The sequence below is a fragment of the Streptomyces sp. NPDC088812 genome (genome assembly GCF_044750285.1).
Taxonomy (GTDB): Bacteria; Actinomycetota; Actinomycetes; order Streptomycetales; family Streptomycetaceae; genus Streptomyces.
Genome location: NZ_JBIVJP010000020.1, coordinates 51,160 through 72,135 on the forward strand (window position 1 = coordinate 51,160; position 20,976 = coordinate 72,135).

The 20,976-nt window shown below is 71.5% G+C and carries 10 protein-coding genes; 9 read left to right on the top strand and 1 reads right to left on the bottom strand.

Annotated elements, in window-relative coordinates:
- Positions 1–137 precede the first annotated feature (137 nt).
- Complete coding sequence (gene eccD / locus ACIP67_RS30580) at positions 138–1,538, top strand: type VII secretion integral membrane protein EccD (RefSeq protein WP_401696130.1); 1,401 nt, start codon at positions 138–140, stop codon at positions 1,536–1,538.
- Here eccD and ACIP67_RS30585 read toward each other — a convergent pair.
- Entirely contained in the window at positions 1,486–1,695 is a 210-nt protein-coding gene (locus ACIP67_RS30585) for a hypothetical protein (RefSeq protein ID WP_401696131.1), read from the bottom strand. The genes eccD and ACIP67_RS30585 overlap by 53 nt on opposite strands.
- 9 nt (positions 1,696–1,704) lie before the next feature.
- Between ACIP67_RS30585 and eccB the strand changes: the two genes are divergently transcribed.
- The 8 genes from eccB (at position 1,705) to ACIP67_RS30625 (ending at position 20,970) form a co-directional block, all read left to right on the top strand.
- Positions 1,705–3,126: a type VII secretion protein EccB gene (gene eccB / locus ACIP67_RS30590; RefSeq protein WP_401696132.1), complete on the top strand. Its 1,422-nt coding sequence runs from the start codon at positions 1,705–1,707 to the stop codon at positions 3,124–3,126.
- Between the two features lie 148 nt (positions 3,127–3,274).
- Positions 3,275–3,622: a hypothetical protein gene (locus ACIP67_RS30595; RefSeq protein ID WP_401696133.1), complete on the top strand. Its 348-nt coding sequence runs from the start codon at positions 3,275–3,277 to the stop codon at positions 3,620–3,622.
- 40 nt (positions 3,623–3,662) lie between these two features.
- The gene (locus ACIP67_RS30600) at positions 3,663–3,986 is read left to right on the top strand and encodes a WXG100 family type VII secretion target (protein ID WP_401696134.1); all 324 of its coding nucleotides are present in this window, start codon (positions 3,663–3,665) and stop codon (positions 3,984–3,986) included.
- Positions 3,987–4,081: 95 nt separating this feature from the next.
- The gene (locus ACIP67_RS30605) at positions 4,082–4,573 is read left to right on the top strand and encodes a type VII secretion system-associated protein (RefSeq protein WP_401696135.1); all 492 of its coding nucleotides are present in this window, start codon (positions 4,082–4,084) and stop codon (positions 4,571–4,573) included.
- 10 nt (positions 4,574–4,583) lie between these two features.
- Positions 4,584–7,244: an AAWKG family protein gene (locus ACIP67_RS30610; protein WP_401696136.1), complete on the top strand. Its 2,661-nt coding sequence runs from the start codon at positions 4,584–4,586 to the stop codon at positions 7,242–7,244.
- On the top strand, positions 7,241–7,765 hold the full coding sequence (locus ACIP67_RS30615; protein WP_401696137.1) for a YbaB/EbfC family nucleoid-associated protein: 525 nt from the start codon (positions 7,241–7,243) through the stop codon (positions 7,763–7,765). The genes ACIP67_RS30610 and ACIP67_RS30615 overlap by 4 nt, the downstream gene beginning before the upstream one ends.
- A 2-nt stretch (positions 7,766–7,767) precedes the next feature.
- Complete coding sequence (locus ACIP67_RS30620; RefSeq protein ID WP_401696138.1) at positions 7,768–8,103, top strand: hypothetical protein; 336 nt, start codon at positions 7,768–7,770, stop codon at positions 8,101–8,103.
- Between the two features lie 6 nt (positions 8,104–8,109).
- Positions 8,110–20,970: a hypothetical protein gene (locus ACIP67_RS30625; RefSeq protein WP_401696139.1), complete on the top strand. Its 12,861-nt coding sequence runs from the start codon at positions 8,110–8,112 to the stop codon at positions 20,968–20,970.
- Positions 20,971–20,976: the final 6 nt, after the last annotated feature.

Genomic DNA, 20,976 nt, shown 5'->3' on the forward strand with positions numbered 1-20,976 from the left:
GCCCGGCAGCGGGGGTACTCTGCACACCATAGACGGATGAACACACACCCGCGCAGACACCTATGTGTCGGCCGCGCGGTTCGCTTCTCCGTGTCCGACCGACGTGAACACCTTCCGCGAAAGCGAATCTGCCGACCATGAGTGACACCTCGGTGGCCAGCCTGTGCCGCCTCACCGTCCGGGCGCCCTCCAGGACCGTCGACCTGGCCGTTCCGGCAGACGTCCCTGTGGCCGACCTCCTCCCCACCGTGCTGCGGTACTGCGCTGACGGCGTCGAGGAGGAGGGGCTCGACCACGGCGGCTGGGTGCTCCAGCGCCTGGGCGGCCCGGCCTTCGACGAAGAGGTCACCCTGGAGGCGCTCGGCCTGCACGACGGCGAGGTCCTGCACCTCCGCCCCCGCGCCGACGCGCTGCCCGAGGTCCGCCTCGACGACCTGGTCGAGGGCATCGCGGACGTCACCCGGGAACGGCTGCACGCCTGGACGCCGGAGCGCAGCAGACAACTGCTGCGCGGCTTCGTCGTCGGCGTGCTCCTCATCGGTCTGGGCGTCCTCGCCTGGCCCGGGGGCCCCGTCGTGCCCCGCGCGGCCACCGCCGGTGTCGCGGGACTGCTGCTGCTCGCCGGCGCCGCGACGGCCGGCCGCGCGGTCGGCGACGCGGCCACCGGCGCCACCCTGGGCGCCATGGCGGTTCCGGCGCTCGGGGTCGCGGGCTGGCTGCTGCCGGACGGCGAGATCGCCGGACCCGGCGCCTACCACGTGCTGGGAGCGCGGCTGCTGGCGGCCGGCGCGGCCGGCGCGGGGGGCGCGGTCCTCGCGCTCGCGGCGGTCGCCGTCTACGCCCCGCTCTTCCTCGCCGCGGCGCTGGTCTGCGTGGCCGCGGCCGTCTCCGGCGCCATGATGAGCGTCTTCGACGTGCCCGTGGACGCGGCCGCCTGCGCGGTCGCCGCATGCCTGGTGCTCGTCGGCAGCTTCGTCCCCGTCCTCGCCTTCAGGCTGGCCGGCATGCGGATGCCGCCGCTGCCGAACAACTCCCGGCAGCTCCAGGAGGGCATCGACCCCTACGACAGCCAGGAGGTGGCCACCCGCACGGAGCTGGCCGGCGGCTGGATGATCGCGCTGTACGGCTCGGTCGGGGTGGTCTGCGCGAGCTGCCTGCTGCCGCTGGTGCGCCGCCCGAACATCGCCGAGGCACTGATCGCCGTGGTGCTCTCGCTGATCCTGCTGCTGCACGGGCGCGGCATGGTCAACGTGTGGCAGCGCCTGGTCCTGGCCGTCCCCGGCGCGTTGGGCGCCGCGCTGATCCTGGTGGGCGCCGGCGCCCGGCTCGCCCCGGCCGACCGGCCCGCGTTCGTCGCCGGGCTGCTGGCCCTGGCCGCCGTGCTCGCCGTCGTCACCTGGACCGTCCCCGGGCGCCGGATGCTGCCCTACTGGGGCCGGGCCGCCGAACTGCTCCAGTCCGCGCTCGCCATCAGCGTGCTGCCGCTCACGCTCTGGGCCATCGGGGTCTTCGGCGACCTGCGCGCCATCTCCGGCTGACCGCGACCATGCCGATCACGCCGATGACGCCGATGACGCCGATCACGCCGACCATGCCGATCACGCCGATCACGCCGATCACGCCGACCATGCCGATCACCGAGAAAGCCGCGAGGTAGGCCCCATGCAGTCCAAGCGCGACCAGGTCCAGGCGCACAGTTTCACCATGACCCGGCTCACCGCCGGCATGCTCCTCGCGGAACCGGACGCCCCGGACACCCCGCTGGGCCGGACCACCCGGGGCGTGTTCACAGGTGTGCTCATCGCGGTGCTGATCTCCGCCGGTGCAGTGGTGTACGGGCTGGTCTCGCCCGGCGGCAAGACATCGTGGAAGACGAGCGGGACACTCGTCATCAACAAGGAGACCGGCGCCCGGTACATGTATGTCGGAGGCCGGCTCCGGCCGGTCCGCAACTACGCCTCCGCCCGGCTGATCGCCGGCAGCGACCTCGCCACCTCCACCGTCGCCACCGCCTCCCTCCAGGGCACCCCCGTCGGCTCGCCCATCGGCATCCCCGGCGCCCCCGAGTCGGTGCCGTCGTCGGACGATCTCGACCGCGGCGCCTGGCTGGTCTGCTCCACCACCGGCGCCGGGACACCGGCCGCGCACACCACCGTGGTGGCCGGCGCGGCCGTGCCCGGCAAGGGACTGGGCTCGGGCCAGGGACTCGTCGTCGCGGGACCCGACCACACGACGTACCTGGTCTGGCGGGGCAGCCGGCTGCGCCTGGACAAGGCCTCCGGTGCCGTCGTGTCGCTCGGCTACGGCTCGGTGACGCCCCGGCCGGTCTCCGCGGCCTTCCTCGACGCCCTGGTCGCCGGCCCGGACCTGGTCGCGCCCGACGTCCCGGACCGCGGCACCCCCGGCCCCGCGCTCGACGGCGATCCCGCCGTCGTCGGGCAGGTGTTCCAGGCGCAGGTGCCCGGCTCGGACGACCACCCCTACTACCTGCTGCGCACGGCGGGCCTGACGCCGCTGACCAGCACCCAGGCCGCGCTGGTCCTCGGGGACCCGGAGACCCGCACGAAGGCGTACGGGGGAGAGACCCCGCGGGCGATCGCCCTGGGTGCCGACGCGCTCAAGCAGCACCTGGCGCCGGGCGCGGAGGGCCGCGCGCCGGCTTCCGGGGACCTGCCCGCCGTACCGCCCAAGGCCGTCGACGTCGGCTCGGCCCGGTCCGCGTGCGTCGGTGTGGCCCCCGGCGACGACGGCACCAAGGTCACCACGTCGCTCGCCGCCACCCGCGACCTGGCTCCCGTCGCCCAGGCGTCGGAGGACGCCGTGCGGGCGTGCCTGCGGGTGGACGCCGTGGTGGTGCGCCCCGGCCACGCGGCGCTGGTACGTGCTCTGGGAGCGGGCGGTACCGCGATGGGCACCACGACCTACCTGGTCGACGACACCGGTACGAAGTACCGCATAACGACGGCGAAGGCGCTCGGCTCGCTCGGTTACAGTGAGGGTCAAGTGACCTCCCTCCCCTCCCCGTTGCTCTCGATGCTGCCCACGGGGCCGGACCTCGACCCCGACGCGGCCAGCGGCGCCGCGCGCCCCACCACCACCCGGGCGACGTGCGGACAGGCGGGGTAGGTCAGCGGCGGAACAGGATCGCGCTCATCACATGTGTCTGGTGCCGGAGCAGGCACCTGACACCGGTAACGTATATACGAAGAAACATGTTTCCACGTGTCGCGCGGGTGTGTACACGAACCCCGTCGACCGACCAGAAGGGCTCACCATGGCAGGCAATCTCCGCCAGGGAGACGTACAGGCCACCCGCAACGGCATCCAGGCCCTGGAGTCCGCGTTCACCGGTGTCGTGCGCTCCCGGCAGGACGTGGAGGCCACCCGGAACAATCTGGCCGCGGGCTACAAGGGAAGCGACGGCCTCGCCTACGCCAACCTCCTCCAGGAGTGGGAGAAGCAGGCCGTCGTCATCGGCAACAACCTCAAGGACATGATCGACAGCCTCAACACCACGCTGTCGGCGATGCACCAGGACCAGGGCTCGTCGAACGAGGCCATCAACCAGGCATACCAGGCGTCCAGCTCGGTCTTCGACCAGATGATGGGCACCGCGTCGTAGGTCCGACCACACCACCCCTTCGAGACGCCAGGAAGACACCATGACGGATTCCTTCACCGACGGCTACATCCACGTCGACTACGACCACATGCAGAACGGCGCCGACGACCTGGTCCACCAGACCAAGGCGATCGCCCAGACGCTCACCAACCTGGACGCCGAACTCCAGGCGCTGCGGGCCACGTGGAGCGGTGCGGACCGCGCCGTCTACGACGAGAAGCAGAAGGCGTGGAACAACGCGGTCCACGCCATGGAAGCCATGCTGAACAGCAACGCCCAGCTCCTCACCGAGCTGTCCGGCAACTACCAGAACACCGAGAGCAAGCTCACCCAGCTGTGGGCGGACGTCAAGATCGGCGGCTGAGTCGCGCACCCCCCGGGGCCGGCCGGCCTCCCGGGCGGCCCGGCCCCCTCGTCGCCCCCTCGTCCACCCCTTCTCCACCGCCCTCTGGAGCCACCATGGGAGACCTGTCCCACCTCGACGGTCAGTCGTTGCAGCGGTTCATCGACACCGACCTGAAGGAGTTCCTCACCCAGACGGAGGACATCCGCAAGGACAAGGACTCGGGAGACGCCAACCGTCCGGTTCGGGCGCTCAAGAGCCTCGTCGACAACGAGGCGACCGCCGACACCCTCAACCAGAACCAGTTCCTGGCCCTCGGCCCGATGGTCTCGGACGCCACCACCACCCATGGCAAGGGCCTGATCGACGCGCTGGCCAGGTCGGCCAAGTCCATCGACACCGTCCTGGCGGACCAGCAGCGGCTGTGGCAGGACATCGACCGGGACTTCCGCGAGGTCATCAAGGCCATCGGCGACCGGCAGAGCGACAACCTCACCGAAATCGACGCGCAGAAGGCGCTGGACCTCTTCGCGGACGTCGACGACGACCTGGGCGGGTCGAACACCACCAGCACGAGCACCAGCACCGGCACGAACAGCGACACGTAGGAGTTCGCGCATGGCTGACACCAACAAGTACGACCCGGACGACTACTGGGCCCAGGCGGTCACCCAGTACACCGGTTACTCGATGCCCAGCCGGAAGGGCCTCTTCGAGAAGCTGAAGAGCAAAGAGGGCATCCCGCTCATGCGGGTCAACCTCGTCGAGCACTACATGCGGGCCGTCGACAAGAACGACTACGCCGCCTCGTCCGGGTGGGAGGCGTCCCACGGCGAGACCTACCGGCTCGCCTTCTACACGCACCACGGCGAGGACAAGGTCCGGCTGTTCACCGCGGACATCGTGTTCATCGGCACGCTGGCCGACGCAAGCGGCGGCAACCACCTGTCGGACCCCGGCTCGACCAGGGAAGGCGGCGCCTTCAAGGGCAAGTACGGCGACGAGTGGGACGACGGCGACCTGTGGCGTTACGTGTCCGCCCCCAAGTTCGCGCTCGACACACTGGTCAACGACCACAGGACCACGCATTTCTCCTACAACGGCGTGACCGTCGAGGACGCCCAGGCGGTCGACCTCACCTCCTTCGACCGGACCGCGGCGGCCTTCGACCGCGCGGCGCAGTTCTTCCGGGACCAGCTCAAGCCGCTGGAGGTCTGGAACAAGTCGCTGGGCGGCGACGACGCGGCGTGGAAGGGGCAGTCCGCCGACGTGGTGCGCTCCCTCATCGCGTCGCTGCACAAGAACTACGAGGGGTACGCCGAGCAGATGGGGGGCCTGGAATACAACAATTCCGGCCATCGGATGCTCGACGGCCACGTGCCCACGTCGAACTACTCCGACCTGCTCTTCCAGGCCCAGTGGGACCTGCACTGGGAGGCCAGGGAGATGCAGGCGGCCTGGTCGAACTGGGCCGACTCCGGAGAGCACGATCCGCACCGGGCCCTGCTGGAGCAGCTGGACGCGGTGCGCGACTGGATCCTGACGAACAACGTCCCCCTGGTGCTGGTGAAGGGATCGTACGACGCGGTCGGAGCCGACGACTACGACTCGGACAAGGACGAGGACCTCCTCGCGACGGAGGACGGGACGTTCGACACGGCTCCGGGGTTCAGCGACAACCCGGGCTTCGGCGCGCTGGACGACCTCAACACCTGGAAGACCATCGGCGAGCAGGCGGTCAAACGCTGGAACGACAACGTCGAGGGCTACCTCGTCGCAGCCGCCAGAGAGTCCCTCGCCAGGCTCGGCTCGGGCTGGAGCGACGCCGCCGAGGGCCTCCAGCGCGAGGTGACGACGAAGAGCACCGACACCCTCACGTCGGACTACGAGAAGAAGCAGACGGCGAGCGAGAAGGAGGCGTCCCAGAAGGCGCTGGACGACGCCAACAAGAAGAGCCAGGAGGCACTGAACAACCTCAGCCAGAGCCTGTCCGACTCCAGCGCCGGCAACAAGGACCTGTTCGACAGCCTGAACAACAACCTCGCCGATTCCGCCGCCAACCAGAAGCAGCTGAACAGCAGCCTGACCGGGCTCGGGGACAGCTTCAGCGACGGCCTCGACGACCTGGGCGACAGCGTCACCCAGAGCCTCAACCCGGGCACCGGTGACCTCGGTCTCGACACCGACGCGTCGCTGCTCGACGGCGGCCTCGACAGCCCGGCCGGCGACATCGGCGCCCTGAACGACCTCAGCGACCTCACCGGCACCGGCGACGGCGACCTCACCGTCGATCCGCTGACCACGAGCGACAGCCCGCTGGACACGGGCACCACGCTGCCGCTGAACGCGCTCTCCACCTCGCTGCCGAACACGTCCACGTCCACGTCCACCTCGTCCCCGCTGAACACCGGCCTGCTCGACACCGATGGACCGTACGTGGACGCCGACGGGAACCTGGTGCAGACGTACCCGGACGGCACGCAGACGGTCTACGACCCGGACACCGGGCAGCTCGTCACCACCGGCTCCGACGGCCGGACGACCACCACTCAGCTCAACCCCGGTGACGTCATCACCAACCCCGACGGGTCGCAGACACAGCTCAACGCGGACGGCACGCTCACCACCGAGTTCCCGGACGGCACCACCCAGGTGTTCGATCCGTCCGACAGCACCCTCGACACCGTCAGCCCGGACGGCACCCGGACCACGACCCAGCTGAACAGCTCGGGCGCCACCAGCCTGCTGAACACGGGCGCGGGCACCGGCTACAGCGACCTGCTGGGCTCCAGCGACCTGCTGGACTACGGCGACACCGCGGACTACGCCGACTACGCCGACTACGACAGCACACCGTTCACCGGGGGCACCCTGGGCGGGGTCACGGGCGGCTACGGCCTCACCGGCGCCGACCTGTCGTCCTCCGCGGCGTCCGGCGGCGGCACACCGCTCAACTCCGGCTTCGGCGGCGCGGGTGCCGGCGCGGGTGCCGGCGCGGGCGGCACGAACGGCGAACGCGTGCGCTCGGTGCTGAACGACGGCGGCAACGTGTCCGCGCTGCGTCGCACCGGCTCCGTCGCGTCGGCCGTCGACGGTGAGGACCTGCCCGTCAGGCGTGGACAGACCACCAGCTCCCCCATGGGCGGCGGTGCCCCGATGGGCGGCGCACAGGGCGGTCAGTCCACGGAGAGCGGGGACCGACAGCGCACCAACTGGGTCGAGGAGGACGAGGACGTGTGGGGCACGGACGAAGGCGCGGCACCGGCGGTGCTCGGATGAGCGGGGCGGAGGGCCGGAGCGCGGCCAGGGACGGGGACGGGGTGCCCGACGCGACGGTCGGGATCAACCCCTACACCGAGACCCTCAGCCGGCGCCTCGCCGAGACACTGGCCGAGCTGGACACCGTGACCGCGGGTCTGGCCAAGGCCAAGGAGGAACTGCGCGGCGCCACCTACGCGGTCCGCTCCCGTGACCGGGCGGTGGAGGTCACGGTCGGGTCCCAGGGACAGCTGACCGACCTGAAGTTCCTCGACAACAGGTACCGCACCATGAGCCCGACCGAACTGGCCGCGTCCGTACTGGAGGCCGCCACGCAGGCGCGGGACTCGATGTCCCGCCACGTGATGATGACGATGCAGCCCTTCACCGGGCCCCGCCCGGGTGTGCCGCAGTTGGAGGGCTTCGAGATCGACTGGGCCGACGTCTTCGGACCCGGTGTGCTGGAGGACCCGCAGACGGCGACCGCCCGGACGGGCCGCGCGTCGCTGCGGGACGAGATCGACGAGGACGGGGAGGACTAGCGGTGGCGGAGCAGTTCACCGCGGACACGGTGGCCATCCGTGAGGCGGCCAGGATCCAGGGACAGCTCACCGACCTCGCGGGCACCTGCGTGCGCGAGTTCGTCAGCGCCGCGGCCAGGACCGCCGGCTGGGTCGGCCAGGACGACTCCATGGCGCGCGAACTCGGGCCCCGCGACGAGAAGGAGCGCCATGGAACCGAGGAGACGGGCGCCTCACTGATGGAGGCCATCATCAACATGGCCGGGGCGCTGGATGTCAACGGCGGTGTCATCCAGAACGCCCAGGACGACGCGAACGAGGCGATCGACGACCACGCCTCCAAGACCGGAAGGCACTGACCTGCCATGGCCATCGTGGTTCCGGACTGGCTGAACGATCTGTTCTACGCCCTCATGGGCGAGCGCATGCCGCAGGCCAACGAGGATCTCGCCTATCTGAGCCACGATGCCTTCAAGTCGTTCTCCCACAAGCTCCGTCAACTGGCGGACCTGCTCGTGGAGTCGATCGGCTACGCCCAACGGGTGCTGCCGTCGCAGATCGCCGGGCAGTACACGCGCGGCGTGCAGGTGCTCACCGACGACGGGGGCACCAACCACGTCACGGAGTTCGCCAAGCAGCTGGACGACATCTCCGACGGCCGGGTGAAGACGTCCATCAGCATCGCCGAGAGCAAGATCAGCCTGCTGATCGAGCTGGCCATCCTGGCGGCGGAACTGCTGTACCTGTCCGTCATGGCCTTCTTCACCGGCGGCGCCACCGCGGGCGAGGCGGTGGAGGCCAAGCTGCGCACCCGCGCACGCATCCTGGTCATCCTGGACGTCCTCGCCAAGCGCTTCCACCTCCTGCCGACCCTGAGCGAGGCGCTGGAGGAGGCGTTCACCACGCTCGCGGCCCGGCTGGCATTGATCCTGTCGGCGGCGCCCGGCCGCAAACCGCACGGTATCGATGTGAAGGACGTGCTGCTGAGCGGCGCCACCGGCGGTCTGACCTCGATCTTCGACCACGTCATCCACGGCGGGAAGAGTCTCTTCAAGAACATCTTCAAGGACAAGTTCGACGTCGACGCCGGCTTCGGCAAGAAGTTCACCGACGTGGACAAGATGCCCGACGTGAACAGTGCCTCCGGCGGCGGCAAGAACTTCGCCGCCGCGTCCGGCAACCAGCTCTTCGACGCGGCCGGCGAGGGCGCGGCGGAGACCTTCGCCGAGGCCGCCGTCTACCAGCAGGGGCCCAGCTTCTCGACCTTCCACGGCGCTGTCGTCAGCGGCCTGACCACCGGGGCGATCTTCACGGGCGTGCAGAAGGCGAGCCTGGGGCTGCGGGACCTCGTCAACCCGCAGGACTTCACCATCACGCCCAACAGCGCCTCGGACGTGCCGACGTCGGGCTCGGTCAAGACGGTGAGCGGGAACGGCATCGCCCACGGGGCGGAGGCGGACGTCCCGGCAGCGGGTGCGGACGGTCCCGCTGCTGCGGGCGGGGACATCCTCACGACGAGCGTGGACGTCCCCGCGACGGGCGGGGACATCCCCACGACGAGCGTGGATGTCCCCGCGACGGGCGGGGACATCCTCACGACGAGCGTGGACGTCCCCGCGACGGGCGGGGACATCCTCACGACGAGCGTGGACGTCCCCGCGACGGGCGGGGACATCCCCACGACGAGCGCGAACGTCCCCACGACGGGTACGAACCTCCTCACCACGGGACCGGGGGTGACCGCTCAGGGTGCGGGCGCGTCCACCGCGGGGCCGGGTGCCGCGGCTCCGGGTGCGGATGTCACCGCGGGGCCGGGAACCACCGACCCGGGTACGGACACCGCCGCGGGGCCGGGACTCGCCGCTCCGGGGACGAACGCGACCTCGGGGTCGGGCGTCGCTGCTCCCGGTGCCGGTGGTTCCACCGCGGGCAGGAGCGGTCCCGCCCAGGCGTCGCACGTCTCGGAGGAGGCGCCGCACACGTCGGGGGAGGCGCCGGACACGTCGGGGGAGGCGCCGGACACGTCGGGGGAGGCGCCGGACACGTCGGGGGAGGCGCCGGACACCTCGCAGGCGACCACCGACGCCCATGCCGACACCGACGCCCATGCCGGCACCGGCACCGGCACCGACGCCGCACCGTCCTCGACCGTGTCCGCCTCGCAGACCGGCACCCCGGACGCCCCGTACGTCTCGACCGGCCCCGCGACCGCGGGGGCCGCCCATGGCGCCACCCCGGCGACCGCGTCCGGCGGCGGCGCGAACACCCCGTCGAGGACCACGGGCACGGGCGTCACCCCCGAGCACACCGCCGCCGGTCACGGCACCGCCGGGACGCCCACCGACGACGCGGCCGAGACGCAGCCGCCTGCCGCCACGGAGACGGACGCCGGTACGCGGACCCTGCCCGGCCGTCAGGACGCGACCGGCACGCACGCGGAGGAGGGGACCGTCACCGGCCCGGTGACGACGAGCGGTCCGGCGGTCATGGACGTCGTTCAGCAGGACCCGACCCCGATGGCGACCGTCTCCGCCGCGTCCCCCGTCGCCGGCAACGCACGCGTGAACGACGGCCGCAGAACCACCGGCGAAGAGCACGAACAGCACGACGAGCACGAGGACCGCGAGACCACCCCCGACCCGACGGTGGCCGAGCAGGACCCGACGACGCCCGAGCCCGTGCGTACGGTGGCGGACGAGACGATCGCGTCGGACGACGACACGCCGCCCCGCGCCGTCCCGTCCACGGTGTCGCAGTTCGACGTCCTCGAACCGGAACACGAGGACGACGACGCGGAGACGGTCGTCGACACGGAATCGGACTCCGGGGACACGCTCGTCGGGTCCGACGACGGAACCAGGAAGACGGTGGCCGCCGAACGACTGCTCCGGTCGGCGGAGGACATCCGCCGCTGGATGGACGACCTCCCCAAGGCGCACACCCTCGACGTCCCGGCGGCGGCCGAGGACGTCACCGTCCAGATGTACATGGCCCCGCGACACGGCAGCACGCCGGCCGACTTCGACCTCGATGCCGCGCTGCACGAGCTGAACGCCCTGTACGCGTCGGGCCGTGACCTCCGGTACGCGTCGGAGGCCACCCGGGCGTGGATCGGGCGGGTCCAGGAGGGCGCCTTCAGACCGCGGCCGGACCAGGCGCAGCGTCTGGCGGCGCTGGGAATCCAGGTGTCCCACATCTACACCTGGAGCGACCCGGTACACGCCTACGAACTGCTGGCTCCGGACCTCGAGGACGTCGTAGGCCGGGAGGACGTGCCGGACGACGTCATCAGAGCGGGCAGTTACCCCTATCTGACCGATTTCGCCCGTACGTCTAGCGGAGAACTGACCCCGTTCGCGGTGCGACAGTGGCTCGAGGGCGCTCAGAGCATCGCCCAGGCGTCGCTGGCCGAACTGCAGGGAAGCGCCGGCCTCACCTTCGAGGGGGTCGACTACGACTCCCTGAACCGACTGGCGCCCCAGTACTCCGCCACCCACCCCGAGCTGATGTCCTACCTCGCCAACCTCCGCGCGAGCATGGCCGCGGGCATGGCCCAGGTCCTGGGCAACGCCCGCGTCCAGGTCCGGGGCGCCGACTTCCAGACGCTGCGGAACACCGCCCGGCAGTATGCGGGGAACTTCCCTCAGCTGCTGCAGTACATCAACCCCCCGACCCTCGGACGGGGCCGCAACACCCAGCCCACGGTCACCGCGGTGACGGCCTCGGGTGTTCAGGTGGAGTTCCGTCACGCGCAGGGCGACATCTCCGCCGCACCGAGAATGGCCCTGGTCCGCAGGGGACTGGCCCTGCTCGAGGAAGCCGGGCACGCACTGCCCGAGCGCCTCACGGTGCACCTGCCGCAATACCACCGTGCGCTCCACGTCCGCCTGTCGCGGCGCGGCGACGCGCTGCGGTTCACCTCGTCGTCGGCTTCCCTCGGCATCACCGAGGGCTCTCTGGCTGTCTTCCAGGCCCCTGGTTCCCTCTTCCTCAGCGCCCTCACGGTCGCTCCGCGTCAGCCGGGACACCAGGACCCGGTGCAGGACGGTGTCGACGACACCATGGAGGACGTCGGACTCGGCACCACGCTGCACGAACTGATGCACTGGCGGCACTACCACAACGGTCCCGCCCGCTATGTGGACCTCATGTCGACCGCCTTCCTGGACGACGACCTGGAAAGCGTGGCGGAGGTCAGTTCCTACTCCCTGGAGACGCCGCACGAGTTCGTCGCGGAGTACGGGCTCGCCAGGCTCCTGGGACGGACGTATGACCCGGTCACCGGCGGACGCCTGGAGCGCCTGTACCGCGCACTGGGCGGTCCCGTCGCCGATCGGACCGGACAGGTCCAGGCTCCTCCGCTCAGCGAGCCGCAGATGCGCTTCCTGCAGAACCGCGTCGCCGAGATCTTCCGGGCGGAGGGCACGCACTACGTACCGCAGCCGGCCGAGATGGACGAGGCCTACCGTCACGTCGGCGCGGCCGACCGCTGGCGCGACCTCAACCATCGGGCGGACATCCTCGCCGACGTCCTGCGGAGGTGGCAGCCACGCGTCGCCATGGCCAACACCGATGCCGTCATGGTCGCCGGCATCACCGCGACGCTGGAGTCGCTGCGCGCGGCCGACCGCCCGGACCGGGCGCTGATCGAACGGCTGGAAGCGCAGCTGACGACGTACCGCGCACCGGCCGGCGACACGGTGAACACGACGACTGCCGGCGCCACCACCGTCACGACGACTGCCGGCGCCACCACCGTCACGACGACGGCCGGCGCCACCAGCCTCACGACCACGGCCGGCGGCACCACGATCACGAGGACCGTCGGCGACGCCACCGTCACGAGGACCGTCGCCGACACCACGATCACGAGGACCGTCGGCGACAGCGTCGACACGGAGCCCGCCCGGGCGGGAGCCCCGGCCCCGTCGTCCCGGAGCACGGAGCGCCGGGTGCGGTTGGTGCCGCCCGCCCTCGATCTCTCGGCGCCCGCCCGCGGCTCCTCCCGCCCGCCGATCGGGCCCCGTACGTCCGCGTCGCTGCGCACCCCGCGGACCTCCGCCCCGGCGGACGGCACATCCGGCACCGCCGGGCAGCCGCAGCCGGGGGCCGGCGGCCGCCCCACGGGCACGAGTGCGGGCACCGGCCCGGGTTCCGCGAAGGGGGCCCGCACCCCGAGGCCGCCGAGGACCCCGCGCACCGCGAGGACGCCGCTCACGCCGAGAACCCCCCTGAGCGGCCGCGGGGCGCGGTACCCGCGGACGCCGGTCAGCCCCGGCCATGTGCGCAGTTCCGCCGTCCGGTCACTGCGGAACGACCCGCACACGTTCCTGGCGGAGAACGTCGTCTCGCTGAACATGGCGGTCGGCCTCCAGTCCTACGCCCCCCGGCTGTCGGCCCAGGAGGCCACGAAGGTCGTGGCGGCACTGGACGACACCTCCCTGCGACGGCACTGGTTCGTCCTCGTGGAGACCGGCCGGGACACCACCGGCAAGCCCGAATACATGCTGGCCCCGGCGGTCGAGAAGTACGCGCAGCACTACCCGCACGTGGCGGCGTTCAGCGGGATAGCGCAGAGCAGGCTTCCGGTGCGGCGCAAGGAGACCGCCTATCTCCAGGCCGGGTTCATCCCCTATCTGACGGGCGGCACCGGCGACCTGGACACCGCGATCGGCCACACGGAGGTGCTCCGCGATCCCAGTGACACGGAGTTCAGCCCCGACTTCGTGATCACCCCCACGATGAACGGCTGCGCTCTCGCCGTCACCGCCGGACCGGACCCCGGCCGGTTCACCGCCTGGCACTTCCAGTCGCCGTCGGCCCTGTCCAACGTGGACAACGCCGAGCGGTTCCGCCGGACCAAGCGGCCCACCGACTGGTACGGCGACGGCGAGTACTACGAGGTCACACCCGCCAGCCCGACGGGTCTGAGCGGGCCCATGTTCGAGACCACCAACATGCTGTGGCGCGGTCCCGACGGCTGGCAGGTGCTCAGCCAGGAGAACCGCACCGGCCACATGAGCAAGTCGGTCACCCTGCGTCGTTTCCGCCACCGGCCCCTGCGGCTCTCCACGGGGCAGGAGTCGCACCAACTCGGCGCCATCTACCAGGGGATGGCCCGGGCCGAGGTCTTCGAGGACAACGACATCGAGCGGAGCTACCGCAACATCCTCAAGACCAGACCCGCCAAGGGCGAAGAGGACACCTACCGCAGGATCGAGACCGCGTACCAGATCATCAGGACGCACGCCGAGGACGAGATGCGGCGGATGGGCGAGGCGGAGAGCGTCCAGGACCTCCAGCGGTTGGCGGCGGAATTCCAGGCCGGCCGTGCCGCGCTGCTGCCGACTTTCGCGAAGCTCCTCCCCGAACTGCTGGCGACGCCTTCCTTCTCCGTCTTCACCCAGGAGCGGGAGCGGAACCGCGTCAGGCGGCGCGTCGCGAACACCCAGCAGCTCGTCCAGTCGTTCCTGAACAACAAGTACCGCGGCTGGATCACCCGTATGGAGAGCGAGGCGGGCGAACACGCCCGCCGTCCGACGTGGGACCGCCTGCCCGGGGAGGACCGCAGGCTCTTGACCGCCGACGTGGCCCGCCGGATCGGCTGGGAGAACGACGAGGTTCTGGCGCGGCGGGTGGAGGAGGCCTACCGGGAACTGTCCGCCGAGTGGTACACGCAGCCGCTGGCCCGTCGTGCGGAATTGGTGGGCAACAAGATCGCCACGGGCCGGTTCTTCCACGGTCTGGCCGGCTCCTCCGGGGCGGACTCCGAGCGTGTGGTGGTGCCGGAGAACGAGGCAGGGCCGTCGAACGGATTCGGTGGCGACTGGGGTGGGTGGAGTGCGCCGGCGGTCGACGAGGCCGGCTCCGTCGGTGGTATTTCGCGCAGGCATTCCGACCGGATGCAGAGTCTGAGCAACAAGCTGGGTCTGGTGATCGTGACCCGGGAGGTCAACAAGTACGGGGCGGATTGGCTCGCGAGGAACGCGACGGCCAAGCCGTTGGAGATCAAGGCGAAGTCGCTGAACGAGTACGACCTCGCGCTTTCTGACGTGTTCGACAGGAGGCATCTCGGTCTGGTGGCGCTGTTCGAACCGAGGCTGCCCGCTGACCTTTCGGCGCGGAGCGAGGAGGACCAGGAGGGGATCAGGCGGCGGTACGAGTCGCGTCGGAAGGAGTTCGTGACGTACACCCCGGAGATGGAGCGGCTGAAGGACCGCTTCGTCGTCCTGGACGGAATCGTCCATGAAAAGGTGGAGGGGGAGTCGGAGCCTCGTCCGGTCACCGCGGACATCGATCTTTATGATCTGTTCACGCCGACGCAGGGTTCGCAGCTGTCACCCGGTTCGTACGATGCCGCGATCGGGACGATCATCGATGAGATGAGTCCGGTGAAGCACGGGGCAGCCCGGTACTGGGACCCGCAGAAGCCTGCGGACAAGGAGATCTACCGGAGTATCACGGAGCCGGTGGAAAAGGGTCTCGAAAAGGTCGTGACGTTCTTCCCCGGGCGGAAGCCGTCGTTCGCGGGGAACTTCTCGCGGAAGAACTCCCTCCTTCCTGTTCCCGACACCGACGAAGTCACCCGGACCGACGAAGTCACCCGGACCGACGAATTCGCCCGGACCGACGAAGTCACCGGCTTCGCACGGTCCGTCGCCGGTGTGCTGCCCGCTGTCCCGGACGCCGCGGCCGGCCGGCTGCACCACCGCGAGCAGCAGGAGTTCGTCGCCGATCCGCTGCCGGACGCCAGGCGGGGCCTGGAGGTGTGGCGCTCGCTGGAGAAGGCCGGGCGGAGCCGGGACACGGACGACGCCAGGACCAAGGCCATCGAGACAAGCCGGGCACTGGCCGAGAGAGCCGCCCGCGGCGACCTCACGGACACGTTCCTCGCCGGGCCCTCGGTCCAGCTCGTGGGCGCGCTGAAGGGCCGCCAGGAGTGGAGGGCGGAACTCGACCTGCTCTCCGGGGAGCTCACCGGCGGCGATGACGTCCACGACCACCACCTGCTCGTCGGCCACATCGCACACCTGCGCGCGCAGGCGGCCAGGATCCGGTCCGAGCTGACGCGGCGGGACAAGGCCGGCCAGGAACAGCGGGACCCGCGTGCGCCATGGATGCTCCACGGGTCCGCCGACGGCCCCGGCCCGTCCGCGGCCCGGCTCGAACGCATGGTCCACGGAATCGACGCACTGCTCCGCCGACGGGGCGGGACGGACACCGGCGCCCCCGGCACGGACGTCGAAACGCTGCGACGGGCCCGCGACGCCGCGGCCGCGGCCCGGCGAGTGCTCACCGAGCTGGCCGGGCGGAACATCGCGTGGCAGCGGACCGGCCGGCAGGAGCGGCTCGAGCTGATCGCGGCCGAGCTGTACACCCAGGAGTCCATGCCGTACGCGCGCCAGGCCGCCCTGCACCGTCTGCGCCACCTCGAGGACCAGTGGGGAACCGGTTACGGGTTCGACGACCCCGCGCGGGCCGGTGGGACGGCCGAGGCACTGCACGCCTACCTGGCCTCCGAGTCGATGGCGGCCGTGACCAACGTCGACGCCGGTCGTCTCGACACCCTCCTGACGAGCCCGGACGTGGGGATCGACGACGTACTGGGTGCCCTGACCGATCCGGGCACACCCGGTGCGGAACCGATCAGCGCGGTGTCCGCCGCCCTGGTGTCGCGGAGCCGGCAGGGTGCGGGCGGCGCGCCCCACGACGGCGTCGCGCTCCACTGGAAGCACGGTGTCCGCCTACGCGCCCTGCACACCCCCGTGCCGGACCGGCTGGAGTGGCCGGGCGGCCGGTCCGTCGCCGCGGTCGTCCCGTCGGGCTTCCGGACCGGCTTCACCATGTCGTCGCTGTACGCCCTGGTGGTCCGGGGCGACGCGGACGCCGTCCGGCTCGCGCTGGCGGAGGCCACGGGATACGCGCATGACCCGGAGCTGTACCTGGAACGCAGCAGTGGCCGGCTCGCCACCTCCGCCCACTTCGGAGCGATCCTGCCCGGACGGCTCGGCTGGCAGGACGTGGAGCACGTCGCCCTGCCGTACTGGGACGGCGAGTCCCGGGCCAGGAGCGCCGAACTGGGCACGCGGCTGCGGGCCTTCGCCCAGGAGTCAGGGCTGCGGTTCGCCGTCGAGAGCGTCGAGACCGGGCTGCCCCTCGCCGAGTCGGCGCATCCCCGGGCGGTGCACACGGTGATCGTGCAGGACGACGCCCCGCTCGGCCTCGACTACTTCCCGCCGACGATGCGCCCCGCGAACATCCTGGGCAACCTGCGGACGGACCAGGTCTTCACCGTCGACCCACGGCAGTGGTTCCAGCTCTACGCGCCCGAGGAACAGGCACCCTGGGAGAGCCTGCTGCACGAGGGAGAACAGCCCCTCTTCGTGCGGGCGGTGAAGGGCGACACCCCTGAGCACGTCTCCGTGCAGTTCGACAACGGCGTCATCCGCAGTCTGCCGCCCCGCGAGTTCGCGCACCGCGTCGCCGCCGACCTGCCGCCCGACGCGGCGGCCGGCCCCCTCGTCCTGCTCGTCTCCCAGGGTGGTGCGGGACGGCTGGAGCTGCCGCGCCTGCTGGCGTCCCAAACCCGGCGGAAGGTCTGGGCCCACACCGGCGACCTCGAAACGATCGTGACCGGCGCCGACCGGACGGCGTACGTGGCCGCCTTCCTGGAGGCCGACTCCGTGCCGGACGGCACGTGGGTCCTCACCGAGCCCCAGGACCTCGCACCCGGCCCGGTGCCGGAGCCGACGCCCGACGTGGTCGTCACGACGGACGGACAGGCCGTTCCGGACCGGTTCCTGCTGACCGTGCCCATCGCGCATGCCGGTACGTTCCGGCCGGTCGGGCGCGCCTCCGTCGAACAGGAGATCCGGCACGAGGAGCAGCAGAAGCAGGCGTACTACGCGCTGCGCGAGGAATACCGGGACATCGGACCGGACGGCAACTACTCGGGTGCCGCCAGGGCGCTTCCCTGGGTGGGGTCGCAGCCCTACTTCTGGGACAGCCATGCCGAGGGGGACGCGGTCGCGCTGGTGCGGGACGACGAGCAGTTCGCCCGCGTCTCCCACGCCGAGTTCGCGCGCTACCTCGGCCGGCGGCCCAGTCTGAAGCCGGACGTCGTGCTGGTCTCCTGCACCGCGGGTGTCGCGGGCGCCGGTACGCCCGCTCTTGCCCAGACCGTCGCGAACGCCCTCGGGGCCGAGGTGTTCGCGCCGAACTCGACCGTCGACGGGCTGCTGGGGGTCGACACACTGCCGGACGGCCGGAGCGCGGAATGGGGCCGCTTCACCCCGGAGCCGGAGCCGGAGCCGGAGCCGGAATCGGAACCGGAGCAGGGGCCGGAGCCGCAGCCGGACATCGTGGTCGGCGCGAGCACCACTGCCTTCGACGGTCTTCCGCAGGAGCTCGCGGAGCGGCTCGCGGCCTCCGGGTTCATGGACGCGCAGGTCACCCGGGAAGATCTGACCGGTCTCACGTACGACACCGGTCTGCATCTGATGTGGGACCTCGCTCCGGACGCACGGGTGCCCGTCCGGGAGGCCGGTCTGTCACCCCTGGACCAGGCGAGCCTGCTCCTGACCCGGCCGCACCTCGACGAGACCCTCGCGGCGGACCTGCGCACCGTCCTCCCGTCGCCGTCGCCGTCGCCGTCGCCGTCGGCTTCGTCGACCGAGCCGGGCTCCGGTGAAGTCCGGGCCGGGAAGCGCGATCACGGCAAGGGCAAGGAACGCGCGGTGGAAGAAGAGGTGCGGGAACAGGACGAGGACGCCGCCGAGGTGCCGGACGAAAGCCGGCAGCAGGCCGTCTCCCTGCTGACCGAGGCCGGTGCCCATCTGCGGCCGGTGTTCGCGGCCGGAGCGGAGGAACCCGCGGACGTACGGGCTCGGGCACAGGCGCAGCAGGCGGCCAACGAGGAGATCGTCGCTCAGGTGGCGGACGCCGTCGCGGGCGGCGACATGGACCGCGCCCGGCTGCTGGCGGCCGGATTCGCCGAGCGCCGGCCGGCCGGGCCCGGTCTGTTCGGCCGGGGGCGCGGCGGCTCGCAGCCCGTCGCCGGAGGCTCCGCGACGGGCGCGGACACCGGGTGGACATGGGCTCCGGGGCACGGTCGGGGCGTGTCCGCGGAGGCGGTGACACCCGGTATGCGGGAGGCGGCCGCGACCGTCGCCGTCGTGGGACACCGACTGGTGAACGTCGACGGGGACGGCGACTGCCTGTTCAACGCGTTCATCGTCGCGCGGAACATGCGGGACGAGTCACGGCGGCTGTGGTCGGCCGCCCGGCTGCGCGCCGACATGGCGCACCGGCTGCGCCGGCTGCTGAGTGAACCGCTGAGCATCTGGAACGATCTGGGGCTCGGGTCCCTCGGCGAGCGGACCGAGCTGATCGACGCGGTCGCCGCTCCCGGCCACTGGGACAACGAGCACGGTGACGTCTTCCCGTACCTGCTGGCGGAGGTGTACGGCGTGTCGATCGATTTCCTCCCCTTCCAGCCCGGCATCGACCCCGAGGACTGGGAGAGGTTCGGATCGGGGCACGAAGTGGTGTCCATGGTCCGCTTCGATCCTGGGACCGGCCTCCAGCACTGGGCCGCGGCACCGCCCATGAACATCTCGGCGCAGGCACCGGCGCAGGTACCGGCGTCAACGTCGGCGTCGGCACGCACCGCGTCCGCGACGCCGTCCCGGGCCGGCAGCCTCTTCAGCGAGTCGTCCGACGAGGACATGTATGTCGACGACGACCGCGAACCGGAGGGTCTCGCGCTGCCGGGCGTCGCCACGACCGTGCTGCCCCACCAGGCGGCCGCACCGTACGTCTCCGGGTCCCGGCGGGCACCGAGCGTCATCGACGTGGACTCGCCCCTCCAGCAGTCCCTGATCGCTCTGGGGCCGTGGGCGGAGCACCCCTGGACCGGACAGCCGACCGATCACCGGTTCGGCTTCGCACGTCACGGCGTTCACAACCTCACCCACGAGCAGGAAGGCGCCCTCTTCGCCGCCCTGCGGTCCCGGAACGGCGCCGGCCTCACCATCGGCGACGTCCTGCGCCACATCCACGCCACCCACGGCTTCGCCGTGCACGAGGGGGACATGCTCCACCTCCACCAGCGCTACCACCGCCAGAACCAGCCCGTCGACGAACCGGCACCGCAGCAGCCCGCGGCCCCACGTGCGGGCGCACGCAAGAAGACGCGCCCCGCACCGGAGCCGCGGCCCGCGCGACGGCCCCGGCCCGCGCGGGAACCGCAACCCGTGCCGACGCCCCCGCCCGTGGAACTGCCGTCCGCGCGGCTGCTGGACGGTGTGCCGCCCCACGAGCGGACGATGGCACTCGCCGCGGGCGAGTTCGTCAGGGAGCGGCGGGGCGTGCGCGGTCTCTTCACCGCCCTCGGGTCCCCACAACTGCCCGAACCTCTCGGCCCATGGACCGGCCGGGTCCGCAAGGGCACGCAACCGATCGCTCCCGGGACGAGGGATTACCTGGAACGTCTCGGCGTCGTCCAGCCGCCCGGCCTGCCGCAGCCGCACCGCCCCGTGGCGGCACCGCCCGTCCGGGCACCGCGCACGCAGCCGCCGCCCGTCGAGGCACCGCGCGTGCAGCCGCCCGCGCAGGCACCGCGCATGCAGCCGCCACCGGTCCAGGCTCCGCGCATGCAGCCGCCGCCCGTCCAGGCACCGCAGCCGTACGATCCGCTGCACGGCGTGCCGCCGGAGGAGCGGGCGTTGGCGCTGGCCGCGGGAGCCTACGTCATGCAACGGGGCGACACCGTGGGCATCACCCAGTACGCCGGGACGAACGTGCCCATGCACCTCGGCACGTGGGTCAACCGCGTCCGCATGGGAACCAGGCCGATCCACCGCAGAACGAGCCGTTATCTGCAGCACCTGGGGGTCATCGAACCCAAGCACGTGGCGCGGGTGCGGCTCCATGCGGAGCACCCGCCCGCGCCGCAGCCCGTGATGCCGCCCGTGGAGCCGCTGAACGAGGTGAACCTGACGGAGCGGATGATGGCGCTGGCCGCGGGGGAGTACGTGCGGGCAACGGGTGGGCCCGACGGGATCACCCGTGCCTCCGGGGAGATGCTGCCGTACCGGCTCGGCCGATGGGTGCTCCAGGTCCGTCGAGGAGACGAGCCGATCCATCCGCACACCAGGACCTACCTGCTCAGCCTGAACGTGCTCCGGCACGAAGACCTGGCGAAGGTGCAGGTGTACGACGAATAGCCATAC